This is a genomic window from Streptomyces venezuelae (assembly GCF_008642335.1).
GTDB lineage: Bacteria > Actinomycetota > Actinomycetes > Streptomycetales > Streptomycetaceae > Streptomyces > Streptomyces venezuelae_F.
In genome coordinates, this window is sequence record NZ_CP029191.1 from 938,909 (window position 1) to 957,506 (window position 18,598).

Consider the following 18,598-nt stretch of genomic DNA (forward strand, 5'->3'; position numbering starts at 1 on the left):
TTCGTCAGTTCGTCCCGTCCGTCGCGTCCGTCGCGTCCGTCGCGTCCTCACGGGTGAGCGCCCAGACCCGCACCGTGCCGTCCTGGCACGAGGTGGCGAGGCGGCGGCCGTCGCCGCTCAGGGACACACCGGTCACCGCGTCCGGATGCTCGAGCTCGCACAGCACGTGTCGCGTGCCGACTGCCAGCACCTGGGCGGTCCGCTGCGCCGCGGCGACCGCGAGGAGACCGCCGTCCGCGCTGAGCGCGACCGAGTTCACCCCGGCGGCGTGGTCGAGCGCCAGAAGGGACTCCCCGCTCCGCAGGTCCCAGGCGTGCACGCGCCCGCTCTGCACGCCGACGGCGAGCACGTCGCCGTCCGCGCTCAGGGATACGGCGTTCACGGCGTCGCCGTACGGCATCGACCACGTCTCCAGGCCGTGCTCCACCGACCAGACCCGGCAGGTGCCGGCCCGGTCCCCCGTGGCCAGCAGGCGGCCGTCGCCGCTCAGGGCGAGGGAGAGCACCCAGCTCGGATGCCGCAGGGTCGCGACGCGGCGGCGCCCCGGCACGTCCCACACGTGTGCGCTGCCGTCGTCGGACCCGGTGGCGAACCACCGCCCGTCACCGCTCACCGCGACGGCGCGCACCCAGTCGGTGTGCGGGGACACCACTTCGGCGTGGCCGGACCGCCGGTTCAGCATGCCCTCGGGGCCCTGCGCGCCGGAGGCGAGCAGAACACCCCCGTCGTCTCCTCCCCCGGCCACGGCCACGGCCAGCACGGCTCCGGGGTGCCGGACGGTCGTCGGGGTCCGCCCGGTGGCCACCTCCAGTACGCACGCCGTGCCGTCGGAGGCCCCGGTGGCGAGCCACGCGCCGTCCGCGCTGAGCGCGGGCGGAACGACCTCGCTGTCGCCCGCGTGCCGGACCGTGCGCAGCAGGCCGCCCCCGGCGAGCCGGATGGCCGCCTCACCGACCGCCGGGGCTTGTGGGGCGCTCACCGTGACCAGCCAGTCCCCCGTCACGACGGTCCGGCCTGCCGCCGCGTGCCGGGCGACGAGCCGTCCCGGCCGCCGGTCGGCGCGCAGCTCCCACAGGCTGCCGTCGGACGACCGCACGAGGGCGAGCGCCTGGCCCGCCTCGTACGGTTCGCCGGGCGCCTTCAGCCACTGCACGAGCTCCGCCGCGTCCCCGGTGATCCGCCAGCTCAACGGCCGCTGTCCGCGCGGCGGTTCGACGGGCAGGAGGTGGCGTTCACCGGCGTACGAGGCCCAGCGTGCGGCGCCCTGCGCCACCGCCACGTCGGGGTCCTCGACACGGCGCAGCGGACGGCCGAGCTCCTTGCCGACGAGGTCGGCGACGGCGGGCATGCGCGTGGTCCCGCCGACCAGGAGCACGGCGTCCACCTGTTCCACCGTCAGTTCGGCGGCGGAGAGGAGGTTCCGGCAGCAGTCGACGGTACGGGCGAGGAGGGGCGCGACGATCTCGACGAAGCGTTCGCGGTCGAGCCGGACGAGGATGTCGGTCGAACCGAAGACGCCGTCCACGTAACCGTCCGTGCTCAGCTGGTGTTTGAGGGTGCGTGCGAGGTCTCCGAGCGCGAGAGCGTTCCTGCGCGCCACCGCGCGGGCCGTCTCCGTGTCGGCCGAGGGGCGCAGCAGGGCCGCCATCGCCTCGCCCCCGCGCTCCCTGATCTCGGCGGCCAGCAGCGCGTCGACGTCGCTGCCGCCGCAGTCGTCGAGCGCGTCGTGTCCGAGCACCTCGTGGCTGCCTCCCTCGCGCAGGCGCACCAGCGCGGCGTCGAAGGTGCCGCCGCCGAAGTCGTAGACGAGAACGGTCTGTCCGGGCTCGACGGGCCGGCCCGCCACGGGTGCGTACGCGGCGGCGGCGGGTTCGGCGAGCAGGTCGACGGCGCCGAAACCGGCGGCACGGGCGGCGTCGAGCATCACCTGGCGCCGGGAGTCGGCGGGGCCGTAGGTGGCGGGGACCGTGAGTACCGCCCGCTCGACGCCCGCGCCGAGCAGCCGGGCCGCCTCGTCGCGGAAGGCCGCGAGCACCCGGGCCACGAGGTCTCCCGGTGCGTACGACCGTTCGCCGAGCGGGATCGGCGCGTCCTGGCCGATGTCGCGCTTGAACTCCGCGCGGTAGAGCTCGGGTCGCACCTTCTTGCGATTCTCCGCGGGGGTGCCGATCAACAGGGTGTCGTCCCGCAGGCAGACCGCCGACGGCCAGGTCCACGAGCTGGTCGCACCTTCCTTGAGCAGGACGGTGCCCGTGTCGGTCAGCAGCGCCGCCGAGGACGCCGAGGTCCCGAAGTCGACGGCGAGGACGGGCTGTTCCATCAGCTCTCCGTTCGGTTCTCCGTTCGGCAGTCCGTTCGGCTCTCCGTCTCCGTGCGCGTCGCGCGGGCCACCATGCGCTCCCAGTCGGCCGGTGCGCAGGCGTCGTCCGGGACGTCCCCGATGGCCGCGGAGAGGCGGCACAGCCGCGCCGCGGGTCCGGTCCGCTCGGGGTCGACATCGGGATAGACCGACATGTCGGCCCACCGCCGCCCCTCAGCGCCGGACACGTCCGGCCTCCTGCCTCTCCCCCGCCCCCGCCCCCTCGTCCTCGTCGGGGACCGGTCCCAACAGGACGAGAAGGGCCTGTCGTGCGCGGGAGATCCGGCTCTTCACCGTGTTGAGGGGGATGCCGAGGATGGCGCCGACCTCCGCGTAACTGCACTGGAGACACTCGCGCAGCACGATCGCCGCCCGGAACTCCGGGGGCACCCGGTCCAGGGCCGCCTGCACCGACAGCGTCGTCACGACGCGTTCCGCGACGGCGGGCACGTCGTACGTCTCGTCCGGCATGTCGAGGCCGGCGGGCCGGGGCCGCGCGGCCCGCCGCTCCACCTCGGCGAGCGCCGCGTTGACCGTGATGCGGTAGAGCCAGGTGGAGAAGCGGGCGGTGCCGTGGAAGCCGACCAGACCGCGCCACGTGCGCGTCAGCGTCTCCTGCACGGCGTCGGCCGCGTCCTCCGGGTTCCCCGTGACCCGCAGGCACACGGCGTACACCTTGGCCCGGTGCCGTGCGGCGAGTGCGGCGAAGGCCTCCCGGTCCCCCGACCTGCAGCGCGTCACCAGTTCGCCGTCCGACATGCGTGGCGCCGCGTCGTATGTACGTTCCGCCGTGCCGTGCGTCAGGTCCACGACGCATCACCCGTCCCCCGAGAGCGACCGCGCGAGCCGCCCCCTGCGGAGCGCGGCCGGTTCCCACCGTAGGGCGGCTCTCCTGCGGGGCCGCCCCAAGAAGCCCGACCACCGCGCAAGTGGTCCCGTCGCAGTACGGGCGGCCCGGGACATGCGCGTAGGCCGTCCGGTCCATCGGTGGGAGACGGGAACTTTCCGGGGTCCGCGGCGGTCCGAAGTCGGCAGCGTTCCGAAGGCGTCCTGCTGCGAACCCCGGCGGAGGGAGCACGCGATGGCGTACGCCGACGACCGACTCGGCGAGCTGTTCGCCCGGCTGCGTGCCGGGGCGGCGCGCCGCCGCGAGCAGCTTTCGGTCCACGAGGCCGTGCGGGAGACCGACCTCCTGCTGGGGCGCGTGTACGAACAGTGGGAGGCCCGTGCGGAGGGGCTGCCGCGCGAGCGATGCGACGCGGTCCGTGACGCGGTCGCCGCCGTGCGCGTCGCCGTATGCCGTTCGCTGCAGAGCGTGCGCGCCGCCGCTCCCGTACCGCCGCACGCGCCGCATCCCGCCACCGGGCCGCCGAGGCCGGTGCGGCCGCCGAACCCGCTCGTACGCTTCCTGCGCGGCGGGGCCGGGGAACCGCCTCCGCCGTGGGCGCCTCCGCCGCCGCCCCCGCCCGTGGTCCTCACGGACCGGCTGTTCGACTCGATCGGCCAGGCCCTGGAAGCGGTGGACCGTTCCTTCCTGTCCTGGGCGGCCGCGCCGCCCGGCGACCCGGCGTGGCACGAGGACGACGACCTCGTCGAGGTGCTGCACGGGCTGCTTTCCGCCGCCGAGCGCGGCAGCCCGGACCTGGCGCTCGCCAAGGTCGTCTCGCTGCGCGACAAGCTGCGGCTGCAGCGCGGCATGGAGACCGTCGTCTACGACCCGTGCGACCCGTCCCACACCGCCGTGCTCTTCGCGTTCACCGCTCCGGCGGCGCCGGGCCTCCCGGGTCGCTGCCGGGTGCCCGCTCTCGTCCACGGCGCCCGGGTGCTGCGCCGCGGCACCGTGCTGCCGCTGCCGGCCCCCGAAGCAGCGCCGCCCGCCGTGGGCCCGTTCGCCGCGCACACCGACCACCCGCCCGGCACGGGCCCGTTCGCCGTGCACACCGACCATCCGCCCGCCTCCGAGCCGTCGCTGCCGCCACCGCCCGGACATCCCCGTCCCCTGCCGCCCACCGAGGAGGGCTGACCCGTGACCGAACCTGCCGACATCCGCGTCATCGGCTTCGACCTGGGCCACGGCGAGACCGCCCTCGCCTCCGTCCAGGCGGACCGCACCACCCAGCCGGAGCTGCTCGACCTGCCGGGCAGCAGGGGGCGACGGCACATCTCCGCGGTGCTCGACCACTCCTCGGAGGGCGTCCTCATCGGGGAGAGCGCGATCACCGCCCGTCAGGGCAGCCCGTACCTCGGCTTCAAGAGCCCGGAGCTGGAGCTGCCCGAAGTCGGCACGCCCCTGCGGCTGTTCGTCTCCCGGATCGTCGCGGACGTCCTCGAAACGTCGCCGCCGCGCCCGGGCCAGGAGCTGCGGTGGGTGTTCGGCACGCCGTCCGGCTGGCCGCGGGAGACCCGTGAGCGGTACGCGGAGATCCTGGGGGAGCTCTGCCCCGGCCAGGTGGAGATCGTCTCGGAGTCCCGGGCCGCGCTGCTGTACGCACGCGACTCCGGTGAGGTGGCGGGGTCGGCCCTCCAGGTGACCGGGTCGGTCCTGATCGTGGACAACGGAGCGTCGACCCAGGACTACACGTACGTCTCGGAGCACAGCGGCCGTCCGCTCGACCACGGGAACATCAGGCTCGGGGCCGCGCTGATCGACAAGGAGATCTGCCGCCGCCTCGTCCTGCGCAGCCCGCAGCGCAAGCTCCTGGAGAAGATCATCGCGGTCTCCCCCGCCGAGGCCCGCTACCTCGAATACCTCTGCCGCAGGGCCAAGGAGGAGTTCTTCCGCACGGACCAGCAGCAGCTGGCGGTGAACCCGAAGTCGCGCATCGGCGTGATGGACAGCGTGGAGGCGGACGACGGCGAGGAGGTCCTGGTCGACATCCGTCTCTCGTACACCGACATGCAGGAAGTGCTCGACTCCCCGCGCACGGAGCTGGGCGGCCTGTCCTGGCGGGAGGCCTTCCGGCAGGACCTGGCCGCGGCCCTCGGGAACCTGCCCGCACCCGCCGATCTGGTGCTGCTCACCGGTGGTCCTTCCCGCATGGACTTCGTCCGCGCGATCGCCAGGGAACTCGTCGACGACCCGGACCGGGTGGCCCTCGGCAGGGAGCCGGAGTTCGCCATCGCCCGCGGTCTGGCGCTCGCGGGCCGCACGTCCGTGCGCACCGCGGGTTTCCGCGAGGAGATCGCGGACCTGTTGCGCGGCGGGGCGGTCGAGGAGATCGCGCGGGAGCACCTGCCCGAGCTCGCACGGGCCCTCGGCGCCGCCGTGGCGGGCGGGGTGACGGAGCGTCATGTGCTCCCGGCGTTCCGGCGCTGGCGCGAACGCGAGTACGTGACGCTCCAGGACATGGCGGAGCGGGTCGCGGCCGGGGTCGACGCGGAGCTCAAGGACCCCGCGGACCCGCGGCTGAAGCAGGTGATCGCCGACTGGCAGAACGGCATCGCACCCGAACTGGAGCAGCTGACCCGCCCGTTGGCGGAGCGGTGGCGGCTCGCCGCGCACGCCCTCGAGCTGCCCGAGGTCACCGTCACGGGCTCGGGCGAGTTCACGGTCCGGGTCGACATGGGCGCGGCGACCGACATCGTGGAGAACGTGGCGCGCGTGGTGAACGTCGCCATCGCGACGGTCGTGGCGACCGTGCTGTTCGGCACGGGCACCGCGCTCATCGCGACGACAGGACCGTTCGCGGTCCTGGTCACGTTCGGGTTCATCCTGTGGGGGCTGTCCGTCGGCAAGGACGAGGTGATGCGCCGGATGCGTACCGCCGACATCCCGATGTGGGTGCGGCACGCGCGCTCGGAGGCCGCGCTCGCGTCGAAGCTGCGCGGGAAGGCGGCGTCGACGGAGGCCGAGCTGGCGCAGAAGATGGCGGAGCAGTTCCTCACGGAGACCGGCGAGACGCTGGTGCACGACGTCTCGGCGGCCATCTCGGCGCAGCTGACCGCGCTCGCGGACGAGGCGGCGCTGGAAATCTCCTGACCGGCCGACGGCGCGGGGCCTGTGCATGCCGCGCGGCCGGGTGGTCGCCGTGAGGACTGGAGCGGCCAGTGGCTGCGGGATGCGGTCATGCCCCCGGCCGGGCGGCCGCCGCCCGGTCGGGCCCTCGGCAGCAGGGCCTCAGGCCAGCACCGCCCGCACCGTCTTGCCCCCGCGGTGTGCCCCCACGACCTCGAGCCGGTGGGTCAGCAGGCCGACCATCGCCAGACCGCGCCCGCTCTCCTTCTCCGCGCTGTCCATGCCGTGTTTCTGGAACCGTGGACGCTCGGGGCAGGCGTCGGTGACCGCCACGGTCACCCGCGCGCCGGACACCTCGACGCGCAGCCTGCAGCCGCCGCGTCCGTGCCGCAGCGCGTTGGACACGAGCTCGGAGACGATCAGCGCGGCGTCGTCCATCCGCTCGGCGTCCACCTCGGTCTTGCGGCGCCGGGACCCGGCGAGGAACGCCGAGGCCAGTCGCCGCGCCCGGCCCGCCGACGCGGGCTCCTGCGGCAGGGCGTACTCCACCCGCTCCGTGGGCCGTCGGGCGCGCTGGTGCGCACGCATGGCAGCTCACTCCCCTCCCCATAGACAGACCGGCGTCCACCCGCGAACCATGTCGCCACCGGGGTCGTCGCTCATCCGGCGCGACCTGTCCTGCCTCACGGTGATGCCCCCGCGCACAGATCACCAATCCGCCCGCCGGCACTTCCTCGAACATCCACCGGACCGCATATGACCACCGTGCATTGACCCTGACATCGGCTTCGAACAACACTGAGCGGCCAGCCGATCCCCCGTACCGGAAAGGCCGCCCATGCGACCGACGCCCCGCCCCTTCAAGGACTACCAGGACGAGATCTACCTCGACGGTCTGCGCGGCGTCGTGCCCGATTACCCGATGAAGTACGCGGAGTGGGAGGCGCGCGCCCAGGCCGCGATGCCGCCCTCCGTCGTCTCGTACGTCGCGGGCGGCGCGGGTGACGAGCGCACGCAGGACGCCAACGTCACCGCGTTCGAGCGGTGGGGGCTGATCCCGCGGATGTTCGTGGGGGCCACGGAGCGCGACCTGTCCGTCGACCTGTTCGGCATGACGCTGCCCTCCCCGCTGTTCATGGCGCCCATCGGTGTCCTCGGGATCTGTACGCAGGACGGGCACGGCGATCTGGCGACCGCGCGGGCGGCCGCGCGGACCGGGGTCCCGATGATCGCCTCGACGCTGTCCGCCGACCCGATGGAGGAGGTAGCCGCCGAGCTCGGCGGGACGCCCGGCCTGTTCCAGCTGTACACGCCGACCGACCGCGCGCTCGCCGAGAGTCTCGTCCGCCGGGCGGAGAAGTCCGGGTTCAAGGGCATCGTCGTGACCATGGACACCTGGATCACCGGGTGGCGCCCGCGCGACCTGAGCACCTCCAACTTCCCGCAGCTGCGCGGCCACTGCCTGGCCAACTACACGAGCGACCCGGTGTTCCGCGCGCGGCTGCCCGCCGACCCCGAGCAGGACATGCAGTCCGCGGTGCTCACCTGGGTGCAGGTCTTCGGCAATCCGCTGACCTGGGACGACCTGCCGTGGCTGCGCTCCCTGACCTCGCTGCCCCTGATCGTGAAGGGGCTCTGCCACCCGGAGGACGTGCGCCGGGCCAGGGACGGCGGCGTGGACGGCATCTACTGCTCCAACCACGGCGGCCGCCAGGCCAACGGCGGACTGCCCGCGCTCGACGTGCTGCCCGCGGTCGTCGAGGCCGCCGAGGGACTGCCCGTCCTCTTCGACTCGGGGGTGCGCAGCGGCGCGGACATCGTCAAGGCCGTTGCGCTCGGGGCCACCGCCGTGGGTGTGGGCCGCCCGTACGCGTACGGACTGGGCATGGGCGGCGCCGACGGCGTCACGCACGTACTGCGCTCGCTCCTCGCCGAGGCGGACCTGCTGATGGCGGTCGACGGCTATCCGACGCTCGCGGACCTCACTCCGGAGGCGCTCCAGCGCGTGCGGTGACGTAGGAAGGCGCCCGGCACCCCAGGCATCCCAGGCGGCTCAGTAGACACTTGTACGTTTCCTGTGAGACATTTATGTCTCATTCGAAACTGAGGTGTTACCCCACATGACCCCGCAGCGTGATCCACGGCGCTGGGCCGTCCTCGCGATCCTCTCCGGCAGCCTCCTGCTGATCGCCATGGACACCACGATCCTGAACGTCGCCTTCCCCTCCCTCGTCGCCGATCTGCGGCCCAGCTCCGTGCAGCAGCTGTGGATCATCGACGTCTACGCCCTCGTGCTCTCCGGCCTCCTCGTGACCGCGGGTGCGCTCGGCGACCGGTGGGGCCGCAAGCGGCTGCTCCTGATCGGCTTCGGCGTCTTCGCCGCCGCCTCGCTGCTCGCCGTCTTCGCGACCGCCGCGTGGCAGGTCATCGCGGCCCGCGCGCTGCTCGGCGCCGGCGGCGCGACGATCATGCCGGCCACCCTGTCGATCCTGCGGGCGGTCTTCACCGACGCCCGCGAGCGCGCCCTCGCCTACGCGGTGTGGTCGGCCGTCTTCGGCGGCGGCATGGCGCTCGGTCCCGTCGTCGGCGGTCTCCTCGTCGAGCACAACGGCTGGCAGTCGGCGTTCCTGGTCAACATCCCGGTCGCGCTGGTGATCATCGCGCTCGGCCTGTGGATCCTGCCCGAGTCCCGGCAGCCCCGCGAGGGCCGCTGGGACTGGTGGGGCGTCGGCCAGTCCGTCGTCGGCATGCTCGCCCTCGCGGGCGGCATCAAGCAGCTCGGCAAGGGCGGCCCCGCCGACCCCGTCGCCTGGGCGCTCCTCGCCGTCGCCGCGGTGACCCTCACGGTCTTCGTACGCCGCCAGCTGCGCCTGACCCACCCGCTGCTGCGGGTACGCCTCTTCGCGTCCCGGCCCTTCGCCATCGCCGCTGCCTCGATCTTCCTCGGCATGATCGCGCTGGGCTCGGCGCTGTTCCTGATCACCCAGTGGTTCCAGTACGGCGAGGGCTACAGCCCTCTGGAAGCGGGCGTCCGCCTGCTGCCCGCGCCGCTCGGCCTGGTCCTGACCTCGCTGGTCACCCCGGCGCTGATGCACCGCCTGCCGATCCGCCACGTCATGGGCGGCGGGCTGCTCCTGATGACGGCGGGGCTCTCCCTGCCGTGGCTGCTCCAGCTGTCCGGGCCGCTCGGCTACGGCGAGGTCGCCGTGGCGCTCGGCGTGCTCGGCTGCGGCGTCGGCATCGCGACGACCGCCGCGTCCGTGACGCTGATGGCCGCCACCCCGGCCGAGGACGTCAGCGGCGCGGCGGCGGTCGAGGAGACCTGTTACGAGCTGGGCGCCGCGATGGGCGTGGCCGTGCTCGGCAGCGTCGCCACCGCGCTGTACCGCGTGAACCTGCCCGACCTGGGTCTCGCTGCGGACACCACGGCGTCCGTGCGCGACTCGATCGGCGAGGCGGCCCGGGTGGCGTCCGAGCTCACGGGCCCGGCCGGTGCCGATCTCCTTTCGCGGGCCGCCGGGGCGTTCACCTCCGGGATGACGCCGACGTTCCTGATGGCGGCCGCGCTGCCACTGGCCGCCGCGGCGCTCACCTGGGCGAAGATCCCGAAGAACCTGCGCCCGACGGAGGACGCGCACTGACCGGATGGACCGTGCGGCACAACTGGCAACAACCGCCCCCCAGTTCACCCCTATCATCTGTGGGTCTGTTCGAGAGCGACTCGGCAGTGATGCGCAGTGAGAGGACAACGGGGAATTGAGTTCCATACGCAAGCGCGGCGCACGCAAGCGCCGCATGGCGATGGCCGGCGTGGGCGCCGCGGCGGCCGTCGTGGCGGGGCTCCAGCTGTCGCCCGCCGCCTTCGGCACCGGCGGCGACGACGAGCCGGCCGCGGTGCACCCGGCCGCCGAGGCGGAGGACTTCGGCGCCACCCGCTCCGACGGCACGACGTTCGAGAACGGCGTCATGTCACTGAAGTCGACGCCCGTGGCCCGCTCCGCGGCGCCGTCGGGATCGTCCGGGCGTGCCGCGGCCGCCGCCCCGCACGGCACGGGCTGGCAGTCGGGCGGCGCGTCGAAGTACCTCACCACCGGCTACACCATCAAGTTCTACGACAAGAAGTCCGCGGACTGGCTGGCGCCGTACGTGAAGAAGTCCGCCGCCGACCTCCAGCGCGTCACGACGCTCCCGGTGAAGGTCGACACGCGGCCGGTCGGCTGGGACTACGTCCGGCCCAGGGGCGAGATCATCGTCGGTGTGCTGCACCGGCCCTGCGTCCCGCCCGCCGACGGGGGCTCGCAGGACTGGAAGGTGGTCCGTGACGGCTCCGGCAGCAAGAATTTGAGCTGCGGCTTCTACGCCTCGTCCCTCGCCGACACGGTGACCAGCGGGCACGCGTACATCGACGACGAGTTCCTGACGTCGGCCGGCAAGCCCGCCCCGTCCATGGGTGAAACGTATTTCCGCAACCACATCAGCCACGAGCTCGGGCACACGATGGGCCTGGCGCACGCCAACCGCAGCGCGACCCGCGGCGACTGCGTCAAGGGGTCGGACTCCGGCCAGTTCCCCGTGATGTGCACGCCAACCAACGCGTACCAGGACAAGCGCGCGGGCACCTACGTCCAGCAGTACGACATGCAGGGCCTGCGTCACCTCGCGCGCGGCGGCGGCGCGGTGCCGCCCCCGCAGGGCAAGGTGACCGGTCTCGGCCGCAAGTGCCTCGACGTCAAGGGCGGCAAGGCGGCCAACGGCACGCAGATCCAGCTCTACACCTGCAACAGCGGTCCCGGGCAGTCCTGGATCCCGCAGCAGGACGGCACGATCCGCGCGCTCGGCAAGTGCCTGGACAACTACCGCAACCCGAGCACCAACGGCAACAAGATCTCCCTGTACGACTGCAACGGCGGCGCGGCCCAGCGCTGGAAGGTCAACGCCAAGGGCCAGATCGTGCACGTCGCGTCAGGCAAGGTCCTCGACGTGAAGGGCGGCTCCACCGCCAACGGCACCAAGGTCCAGCTGTCCGCGGCGAACACGTACAAACGGCAGATCTGGGTCATGCCCAAGTAACCCGCCGATGGCGCATCCCGGTGGGCGGGCGCGTCCGCAGGCACGGCCCGAGCGGCTACAGTCACCTGCGATCACCCCCGCCCACCTGGGAGAACCTCGGACCATGGCCGTCGACGAACTCGACACCCGCATCCTCCGGCTGCTGCTGGAGCAGCCCCGCACCAGCCTGCGCGAGTACGCCCGCGTCCTCGGTATCGCCCGCGGCACGCTCCAGGCCAGGCTCGACCGCATGGAGCGGGACGGCGTGATCACCGGCACGGGGCCCTTCCTCTCCCCCGCCGCGCTCGGTCACCCCGTGCTCGCCTTCGTCCACATCGAGGTCACGCAGGGGCACCTGGACGAGGTGGGGGACGCGCTCGCCGCCGTGCCGGAGATCATCGAGGCGCACTCGATCACGGGCGGCGGCGACCTCCTGACCCGCGTCGCGGCCCGCGACAACGGGCACCTGGAGGACGTCGTGCAGCGGCTGATCAACCTGCCGGGGGTCGTGCGCACGCGGACGGAGATGGCGCTGCGGGAGCGGGTGCCGCACCGGCTGCTCCCGCTGGTCGAGTCGGTCGGCAGGTCCGTCGGCGGACAGGCTTGACCTGGCTGTTTGGCATGCTGGGGGCCGTGAGCACCTTCGGCAGGACCGCGGTCGTCCTCGACCTCGACGGCACCCTCGTGGACAGCGAACCCAACTACTACGAAGCGTCGCGGGCCCTGCTCGCCGACCGCACGGGCCGGGAGTACACCTGGGCCGACAACGAGCAGTACGTCGGCATCAGCTCCCACGAGACGCTCGCGCTCTGGCGGCGGGAGTACGGGATAGCGGCATCCGTGGCGGAGCTGCTCGCCGACCTCGACCGCCGCTATCTGGCGCTCGCCCGCGCCCGGACCCCCGTCTACCCGGAGATGCGCAAGCTCGTCGAGCGGCTGCACGACGCGGGAGTGCCGATGGCGGTGGCGTCCGGTTCCTCGCGCGCGGCCATCGGGGCGATCCTGGCCGGCACGGGCCTGGACGCCCTGCTGACGACGTTCGTCTCCGCCGAGGAGGTGCCGCGCGGCAAGCCCGCGCCGGACGTGTTCCTCGCGGCGGCCGCGCTGCTCGGCGCGGAGCCCGCGGACTGCGTGGTCTTCGAGGACGCGGCGCCGGGTGCCGCGGCGGCGCACGCGGCGGGTATGCGGTGCGTCGCGATCCCGTACGTCGCCGCCCACGCGGACGACCCGGCCTTCGCGGACGCGGAGCTGCTGTTCCGGGGCGGACAGCGGGAGTTCACGGCGCAGGCCGCGCTGGACGTGCTGGCGGAGGGCCGCGACCGCTGAGAACCGCTCAGAGCCTGTGTCATGGCACAGGCTCTCAGACCAGCTCGGGCTGGGGCTCCGGTTCGGCGGGCACGGGCTTCGGCTCCCACAGCTTCGTCGTCCACATGTAGCCCTGGACCACGGAGGCCATCGCGAGGATGAGCAGCGGTCCCGCCACCCACGGGTACTCGGCCATCTGCACCGGCAGATAGCGGTACGCCACCAGGAGCGCGGTGAACACGGCGGTGCCGTAGGCGACGAGCCGGACCGCCGACCGGTCCCAGCCGCGGTCGAACGAGCGCACCGCCGCGTCGATGGTGAAGGCGAACACGACGCCCGCGATGAGGTCCGCGCCGTAGTGGTAGCCGAAGCCCAGGGTGGCGCCGAGCGTCGCGACCAGCCAGAAGGTGCCCGCGTACCGGAGCCAGCGCGGCCCCTTGCGGGAGTGGATGAAGATCGCGGTGGCCCATGCCGTGTGCAGGCTGGGCATGCAGTTGCGCGGGGTGAACCCGTCGTACGGCATCGCGTGCGGGTCGGTGAGGGGCGGCGCCGTGTGCGGCCACAGCTCGGCGAGCGCCCACTGGCTGCCGCCGGTGCCGAAGGCCCCTTCCCCGTACGCGAAGATCGGCCCGACCACCGGGAAGACCATGTAGATGGCCGGCCCGACCAGGCCGATGACCAGGAAGGTGCGCACCAGGTAGTGGCCGGGGAAGCGGCCCTCGGTGGCGACGTTGCGCAGCTGGTAGAGCGAGACGCAGACCGCGGCCACCGCGAGCTGGATGTAGACCCAGTCCAGGACGGTCGAGCCGACCGGCCCCGTCGCCTCGACCGCGCGGCCCACCAGCCACGACGGGTTGCCCAGTGCGTGGTCGGCGACGGCGACGTACGGGTCGAGGACCGTCGGGCGGGTCTTCGAGGTGATGAGCAGCCAGGCGTCCCCGGTCTTGCGCCCGGCCACGAGCAGCAGCCCCAGGCCGACGCCCTTCAGGAGAAGCACGCGTTCCGGCCCGGTGCGGCGGGTGACGGCGATGACCCCGGTGCCCAGGATCACCCACAGCGCGCCGTTGCCGAACATCATGTCGGCGCCGACCGCGAGCCGCACCAGGAAGAACACGATGTCGATGCCGACGGCGACGCCGAAGGCGATGAACCGCTGCCGCCAGGTGAGCACGACCATCATCAGCGCCATGCTCGCGTACAGCAGCGGCCCCGACTTCGGCGCGAAGATCACCTCGCTCGCCTGGGCGGTGATCGGCCCCGGCAGGCCGTAGTGCCGCGAGGCGATCTCCAGCGCGACGAGGAACCCGAGGGTCACCACGCCCGCCGCGGTCCACAGCAGCACGCGGGGGCGGCGCAGGGCGGAGATCAGCTCGGTGCGGTCTTTGCGCGGAGATATCCGCGGTGCTTCAGATATCAATGGTCTGGCCGTTTGTTAGGTGCGTGGGCTGAAATAGTCCACTCTCGCCGGGGCCGGATCATGCTATCCGAGCACGGCTGCGGTCAGGCGGCTCCGGCCACCCGCTCCGGGGTGAGCAGCTCCGCGAGGCGCTCCGCGGGCAGCAGGCCCTTCTCGAGAACCAGTTCCGCGACGCCCCGGCCCGTGCTCAGGGCCTCCTGTGCGATCTCGGTGGCCGCGGTGTACCCGATGTGCGGGTTGAGCGCCGTGACCAGGCCGATGGAGGTCTCCACCGAGGCGCGCAGCACCTCCGTGTTGGCGGTGATGCCCGTCACGCACCGCTCGGCGAGCGTCAGGCAGGCGGCGCGCAGCGAGGTGATGCTCTTGGCGAGCGAGTGCAGGATGACCGGCTCGAACGCGTTGAGCTGGAGCTGACCCGCCTCGGCGGCCATCGTGATGGTGACGTCGTTGCCGATCACCTCGAAGGCGACCTGGTTGACGACCTCGGGGATGACCGGGTTGACCTTGCCGGGCATGATGCTGGATCCGGCCTGCACGGGCGGCAGATTGATCTCGTTGAGCCCCGCGCGCGGGCCGGACGAAAGAAGCCGCAGGTCGTTGCAGCTCTTGGAGAGCTTGACGGCGATCCGCTTCAGGACGCCGGACAGGTGCACGAAGGCGCCGCAGTCCTGGGTCGCCTCGACCAGGTTGGCGGCGGTCACCAGCGGCATGCCGGTGATCTCGGCGAGGTGCCGGCGGGCCGTCTCGGCGTACCCGGCGGGGGCGTTGAGTCCCGTACCGATGGCGGTGGCGCCGAGGTTGATCTCGTGGATGAGCTCGACGGCCTCGGCGAGCCGCGCGCGGTCCTCGTCGATCATCACGGCGTACGCGGAGAACTCCTGGCCGAGCGTCATCGGCACGGCGTCCTGGAGCTGGGTGCGCCCCATCTTCAGGACGTCGCGGAACTCCAGCGCCTTGGCTGCGAACGCGTCCTGCACGACCGCCATGGCGCGCAGCAGTCCGTGCACGGCGCTGACGGTCGCGACCTTCACGGCGGTCGGATACACGTCATTGGTGGACTGGCTGAGGTTGACGTCCTCGTTGGGGTGCAGGTGCTCGTACGCGCCCTTGGGGTGCCCGAGGAGCTCCAGCGCCCGGTTGGCGACGACCTCGTTGGCGTTCATGTTGGTGGAGGTACCGGCGCCGCCCTGGATGACGTCGACGACGAACTGATCGTGCAGGCGCCCCGAGCGGATCTCCCGGCACGCGGCCGCGATCGCATCGGCCTTCACCTTCGGAAGCAGACCCAGCTCCTCGTTGGCCCGGGCCGCGGCCTCCTTGACGGCGGCGAGCGCGTCGATGAGCTGCGGGTACACGGAGATGGGGATACCGGTGATGGGGAAGTTCTCCGTGGCCCTGAGGGAGTGAATGCCCCAGTAGACATCGGCGGGAACGTCCCGCTCCCCGAGCAGATCGTGCTCGCGACGGAGGGCGGGGACGGGGACGGTGCTCATGATGCGGTACGTGTTTCTCTTCCGGGCGCGGGGGCGCCGTTTGGTTCTGTACGGGGGGGTGGGCGCCCTTAACTCTCTTCGCAGGCGGGACAAGGCGCCGCCCAGGGGCGCGGGGAACTGCGCGACCAGCCACGTCCGGCCCGCAGACAAAAACACTCAGGCGGCAGCGGCCTCGCCCCGGCCCACCCCCGCGGAACCGACGACATGGCGCAGGCAAGAAACCCGCTCCGCCGGCCCGGAAGCCGAGAGGAGCGCCGCAAGCACCGCACTCCGCCCCTGCCCCGCCCGCAACGTCCCCGTGAGCACCGCCCCCGCCGCCGCGAGGTCGACCGCACCGCCGTGCGTATAGATCTCGGTGACGGGCCCACCCTGAACACGCGTCGTGAGGGCCACCAGAACACCCCGCTCGATCGCCGCCGTGACGGCACCCACGAACTCGGGCGTCGCATTGCCCGCCCCCGTGGCGACGAGCACGATGCCCTGCGCACCCGCCGCGACGGCCGTCTCCACGAACAGCGGATCCGCGTCCACGTGGTGCATGACCATGTCGATGCGCGGCAGCGTCGCGTCGGCCGGAGGCAGCGGCAGCGGCGCGGGCCGCTGCGGACGGCGCAGGATCGAGATCTTGCCGAAGCCGACCTTGCCGACGGGCGGCCCCGACGGATCGGCGAACGCGTCGGCGGCGAGGGTCTGCGTCTTCACCGTGCCGCGCGCCGCGTGCACCTTGCCGTCGAAGACGACCAGCACACCGAGGTCACGCACGGTCGCGGCGGTGAGCAGCGCGTCGTACAGGTTGCCGGGCCCGTCGCCGTCCTCGGCGCCGAGCGGCTTCTGCGCGCCGGTGAAGACGACCGGCCGGGGGTCGTCGTGGTACAGGTCGAGGAGGAAGGCGGACTCCTCCAGCGTGTCCGTGCCGTGCGTGACGACGATGCCGTCGACGCCGGGGTCGGCGAGGACCTCGTGCACGGTGCGCAGGAGGGTGAGCTGCTGGGCGGAGGTCAGACGCGGGCTGTTCACGTTGAACAGGTCGATGACCTCGGAGGTGATGTCCTGGGGTATCGCCGCCGTGGCGAGCACCTCGCGGCCGGGCGCGTCGGCGGCGAACCCGGTCCCCTGCCAACGGCTCGCGATCGTCCCGCCGGTGCTGATGACGACGATCCGTCGCGTCTGTCGCGTCTGTGCGTCCACGTCCGTATGCCTCCCAGGGAACCCGAGGACCATCAGCCCCCTGAGTGGTGGGCAGCCTCGCCGCAAGGATAGGTCGAACATTGCGCAATGTGTTTGCCAAAATCGAAGGCTTGTGCAACATGCGTGGTAGATAATTGCGCCATGGACGAGATCGACCGCAACATCTTGCGTGAGCTGCAGAACGACGGTCGGCTGACCAATCAGGAGCTGGCCGCACGGGTCGGCCTCAGCGCGTCCCCCTGCATGCGCCGGGTGCGCCAGCTGGAGCTGGACGGCGTGATCCAGGGATATCGCGCGGTCGTCGCTCCGGAAGCGGTCGGCCGGGGCTTCGAGGTGCTGGTCTCCATCGAGGTGCGCCGCGACCGCGAGACCGTCGAGGCGTTCGAGGCGGCGCTCCAGGACATTCCGGACGTCATCGAGGCGCACCGCCTGTTCGGGAGCCCCGGCTGCCTGCTGCGCATCGCGGTCGCCGACCTGGCGGCGTACGAGCGGCTGTGGATCGAGCGGCTCACCACGCTGGCCGGGGTCACCGAGGTCAACTCGCAGATCATCATGAAGCGGATCAAGGAACCACAGGGCCTGCCGGTGGACGACTGAACGCCGACCCGACGGACTCCACCGAACCCCCAACGCCCCTTTGGTACAGACCTATTGACGCCTGGTCCGTACCAGCCTAGGTTGACGCACCGCACGAGGCACGTCTCCGCACCCCCACACCGCACCCAGGGAGCACCGCGTGATCGGTCGGACGTTGAGCCTGCTGGGGTCAGCCCTGGCACTGGCCTGTGTCGCACAGCTGCCCGCCACCGCGGCAGCCCCCGCCCCCGCCGCACCGCAGGCCGACACCTGCGCGGTCAAGCCGAAGCCCGCGGGCAAGGTGCTCCAGGGGTACTGGGAGAACTGGGACGGCGCGTCCAACGGCGTACACCCGCCGTTCGGCTGGACCCCCATCACCGACAGCCGCATCAAGCAGCACGGCTACAACGTCATCAACGCGGCCTTCCCCGTGATCCGCTCCGACGGCACCGTCCTCTGGGAGGACGGCATGGACGCGACGGTGAAGGTCGCGACGCCCGCCGAGATGTGCCAGGCGAAGGCGGACGGCGCGACCATCCTGATGTCCATCGGCGGCGCGACGGCGGGCATCGACCTGAACTCCACCGCCGTCGCCGACCGCTTCGTCGAGACGATCGTGCCGATCCTCAAGAAGTACAACTTCGACGGCATCGACATCGACATCGAGACGGGCCTGGTGGGCACGGGCAACATCAACCAGCTCTCGCCCTCCCAGTCCAACCTCATCCGCATCATCGACGGCGTGCTCGCCCGCATGCCCGCGGGCTTCGGCCTCACGATGGCCCCCGAGACGGCGTACGTCACCGGCGGCAGCGTCGTCTACGGCTCGATCTGGGGCGCGTACCTGCCGATCATCAAGAAGTACGCGGACAACGGCCGCCTGTGGTGGCTGAACATGCAGTACTACAACGGCAGCATGTACGGCTGCTCCGGCGACTCCTACTCCGCGGGCACCGTGCAGGGCTTCACCGCCCAGACCGACTGTCTCAACAAGGGCCTGAACATCCAGGGCACCACCATCAAGGTCCCCTACGACAAGCAGGTCCCCGGCCTCCCCGCACAGCCGGGCGCGGGCGGCGGCTACATGTCACCGAGCCTCGTCTCCCAGGCCTGGAGCCGCTACAACGGCGCCCTCAAGGGCCTGATGACGTGGTCGATCAACTGGGACGGGTCAAAGGGCTGGACGTTCGGCGACAACTTCAAGCGAATCAGCTAGCTCCCTCCTCCCCCCTGCGGACACTTTCGCCCCTGCCCCT

The 18,598-nt window shown here is 72.2% G+C and carries 16 protein-coding genes; 9 read left to right on the plus strand and 7 right to left on the minus strand.

Annotation, left to right across the window (positions count from 1 at the left end):
• Positions 1-4: 4 nt before the first annotated feature.
• From DEJ49_RS04100 to DEJ49_RS04110, 3 genes are read right to left on the minus strand one after another with little or no spacing between them, the layout of a single operon-like run.
• Positions 5-2,320, minus strand: coding sequence for an Hsp70 family protein (locus DEJ49_RS04100; RefSeq protein ID WP_150182478.1), 2,316 nt, complete (start codon positions 2,318-2,320; stop codon positions 5-7).
• Positions 2,320-2,547, minus strand: a complete 228-nt coding sequence (locus tag DEJ49_RS04105) for a hypothetical protein (RefSeq protein ID WP_150182480.1) — start codon at positions 2,545-2,547, stop codon at positions 2,320-2,322. The genes DEJ49_RS04100 and DEJ49_RS04105 overlap by 1 nt, the downstream gene beginning before the upstream one ends.
• Entirely contained in the window at positions 2,534-3,169 is a 636-nt protein-coding gene (locus DEJ49_RS04110; protein WP_223832718.1) for an RNA polymerase sigma factor, read from the minus strand. Before DEJ49_RS04110 ends, DEJ49_RS04105 begins: the two co-directional genes overlap by 14 nt.
• 271 nt (positions 3,170-3,440) lie before the next feature.
• On the opposite strand from DEJ49_RS04110, the gene DEJ49_RS04115 reads away from it, so the two are divergent.
• Both DEJ49_RS04115 and DEJ49_RS04120 read left to right on the plus strand, forming a co-directional pair.
• A complete protein-coding gene (locus DEJ49_RS04115; protein WP_150182482.1) occupies positions 3,441-4,382 on the plus strand; it encodes a hypothetical protein in 942 nt (313 codons plus the stop codon).
• A gap of 3 nt (positions 4,383-4,385) precedes the next feature.
• Positions 4,386-6,338: an Hsp70 family protein gene (locus DEJ49_RS04120; protein ID WP_150182484.1), complete on the plus strand. Its 1,953-nt coding sequence runs from the start codon at positions 4,386-4,388 to the stop codon at positions 6,336-6,338.
• A gap of 138 nt (positions 6,339-6,476) precedes the next feature.
• Here the strand turns inward: DEJ49_RS04120 and DEJ49_RS04125 are convergent, their stop codons facing one another.
• Complete coding sequence (locus DEJ49_RS04125) at positions 6,477-6,902, minus strand: ATP-binding protein (protein ID WP_223832719.1); 426 nt, start codon at positions 6,900-6,902, stop codon at positions 6,477-6,479.
• Positions 6,903-7,152: 250 nt separating this feature from the next.
• Between DEJ49_RS04125 and DEJ49_RS04130 the strand changes: the two genes are divergently transcribed.
• The 5 genes from DEJ49_RS04130 (at position 7,153) to DEJ49_RS04150 (ending at position 12,689) form a co-directional block, all read left to right on the plus strand.
• On the plus strand, positions 7,153-8,328 hold the full coding sequence (locus DEJ49_RS04130; protein ID WP_150182486.1) for an alpha-hydroxy-acid oxidizing protein: 1,176 nt from the start codon (positions 7,153-7,155) through the stop codon (positions 8,326-8,328).
• A 106-nt stretch (positions 8,329-8,434) separates the two neighbouring features.
• A complete protein-coding gene (locus tag DEJ49_RS04135; RefSeq protein ID WP_150182488.1) occupies positions 8,435-9,955 on the plus strand; it encodes an MFS transporter in 1,521 nt (506 codons plus the stop codon).
• Positions 9,956-10,070: 115 nt separating this feature from the next.
• The gene (locus DEJ49_RS04140; protein WP_223832720.1) at positions 10,071-11,384 is read left to right on the plus strand and encodes a ricin-type beta-trefoil lectin domain protein; all 1,314 of its coding nucleotides are present in this window, start codon (positions 10,071-10,073) and stop codon (positions 11,382-11,384) included.
• Between the two features lie 103 nt (positions 11,385-11,487).
• Complete coding sequence (locus DEJ49_RS04145) at positions 11,488-11,970, plus strand: Lrp/AsnC family transcriptional regulator (RefSeq protein WP_150182490.1); 483 nt, start codon at positions 11,488-11,490, stop codon at positions 11,968-11,970.
• Between the two features lie 26 nt (positions 11,971-11,996).
• Positions 11,997-12,689 carry an HAD family hydrolase gene (locus tag DEJ49_RS04150; RefSeq protein WP_411757135.1) on the plus strand — a complete coding sequence of 231 codons (693 nt, stop codon included), beginning with the start codon at positions 11,997-11,999 and terminating at the stop codon, positions 12,687-12,689.
• A 34-nt stretch (positions 12,690-12,723) separates the two neighbouring features.
• Here DEJ49_RS04150 and DEJ49_RS04155 read toward each other — a convergent pair whose 3' ends face one another.
• The 3 genes from DEJ49_RS04155 to DEJ49_RS04165 all read right to left on the minus strand — a co-directional run bounded on the left by DEJ49_RS04155 (position 12,724) and on the right by DEJ49_RS04165 (position 16,766).
• Positions 12,724-14,007 carry a phosphatase PAP2 family protein gene (locus tag DEJ49_RS04155; protein ID WP_150188043.1) on the minus strand — a complete coding sequence of 428 codons (1,284 nt, stop codon included), beginning with the start codon at positions 14,005-14,007 and terminating at the stop codon, positions 12,724-12,726.
• 161 nt (positions 14,008-14,168) lie between these two features.
• Positions 14,169-15,578, minus strand: coding sequence for an aspartate ammonia-lyase (gene aspA, locus DEJ49_RS04160; RefSeq protein ID WP_150182492.1), 1,410 nt, complete (start codon positions 15,576-15,578; stop codon positions 14,169-14,171).
• 156 nt (positions 15,579-15,734) lie between these two features.
• Positions 15,735-16,766: an asparaginase gene (locus DEJ49_RS04165; RefSeq protein ID WP_223832721.1), complete on the minus strand. Its 1,032-nt coding sequence runs from the start codon at positions 16,764-16,766 to the stop codon at positions 15,735-15,737.
• 141 nt (positions 16,767-16,907) lie between these two features.
• Between DEJ49_RS04165 and DEJ49_RS04170 the strand changes: the two genes are divergently transcribed.
• Positions 16,908-17,363: an Lrp/AsnC family transcriptional regulator gene (locus tag DEJ49_RS04170; RefSeq protein WP_150182495.1), complete on the plus strand. Its 456-nt coding sequence runs from the start codon at positions 16,908-16,910 to the stop codon at positions 17,361-17,363.
• Between the two features lie 142 nt (positions 17,364-17,505).
• A complete protein-coding gene (locus DEJ49_RS04175; RefSeq protein ID WP_409239141.1) occupies positions 17,506-18,558 on the plus strand; it encodes a chitinase in 1,053 nt (350 codons plus the stop codon).
• Positions 18,559-18,598 lie beyond the last annotated feature (40 nt).

Bases quoted from the DNA above. Each gene is read 5' to 3' on its own strand.
- DEJ49_RS04115 (WP_150182482.1), top strand. From the start codon at position 3,441: ATGGCGTACGCCGACGACCGACTCGGCGAGCTGTTCGCCCGGCTGCGT.
- DEJ49_RS04145 (WP_150182490.1), top strand. From the start codon at position 11,488: ATGGCCGTCGACGAACTCGACACCCGCATCCTCCGGCTGCTGCTGGAG.
- DEJ49_RS04170 (WP_150182495.1), top strand. From the start codon at position 16,908: ATGGACGAGATCGACCGCAACATCTTGCGTGAGCTGCAGAACGACGGT.
- DEJ49_RS04100 (WP_150182478.1), bottom strand. From the start codon at position 2,320: ATGGAACAGCCCGTCCTCGCCGTCGACTTCGGGACCTCGGCGTCCTCG.
- DEJ49_RS04130 (WP_150182486.1), top strand. From the start codon at position 7,153: ATGCGACCGACGCCCCGCCCCTTCAAGGACTACCAGGACGAGATCTAC.
- aspA (WP_150182492.1), bottom strand. From the start codon at position 15,578: ATGAGCACCGTCCCCGTCCCCGCCCTCCGTCGCGAGCACGATCTGCTC.
- DEJ49_RS04135 (WP_150182488.1), top strand. From the start codon at position 8,435: ATGACCCCGCAGCGTGATCCACGGCGCTGGGCCGTCCTCGCGATCCTC.
- DEJ49_RS04125 (WP_223832719.1), bottom strand. From the start codon at position 6,902: ATGCGTGCGCACCAGCGCGCCCGACGGCCCACGGAGCGGGTGGAGTAC.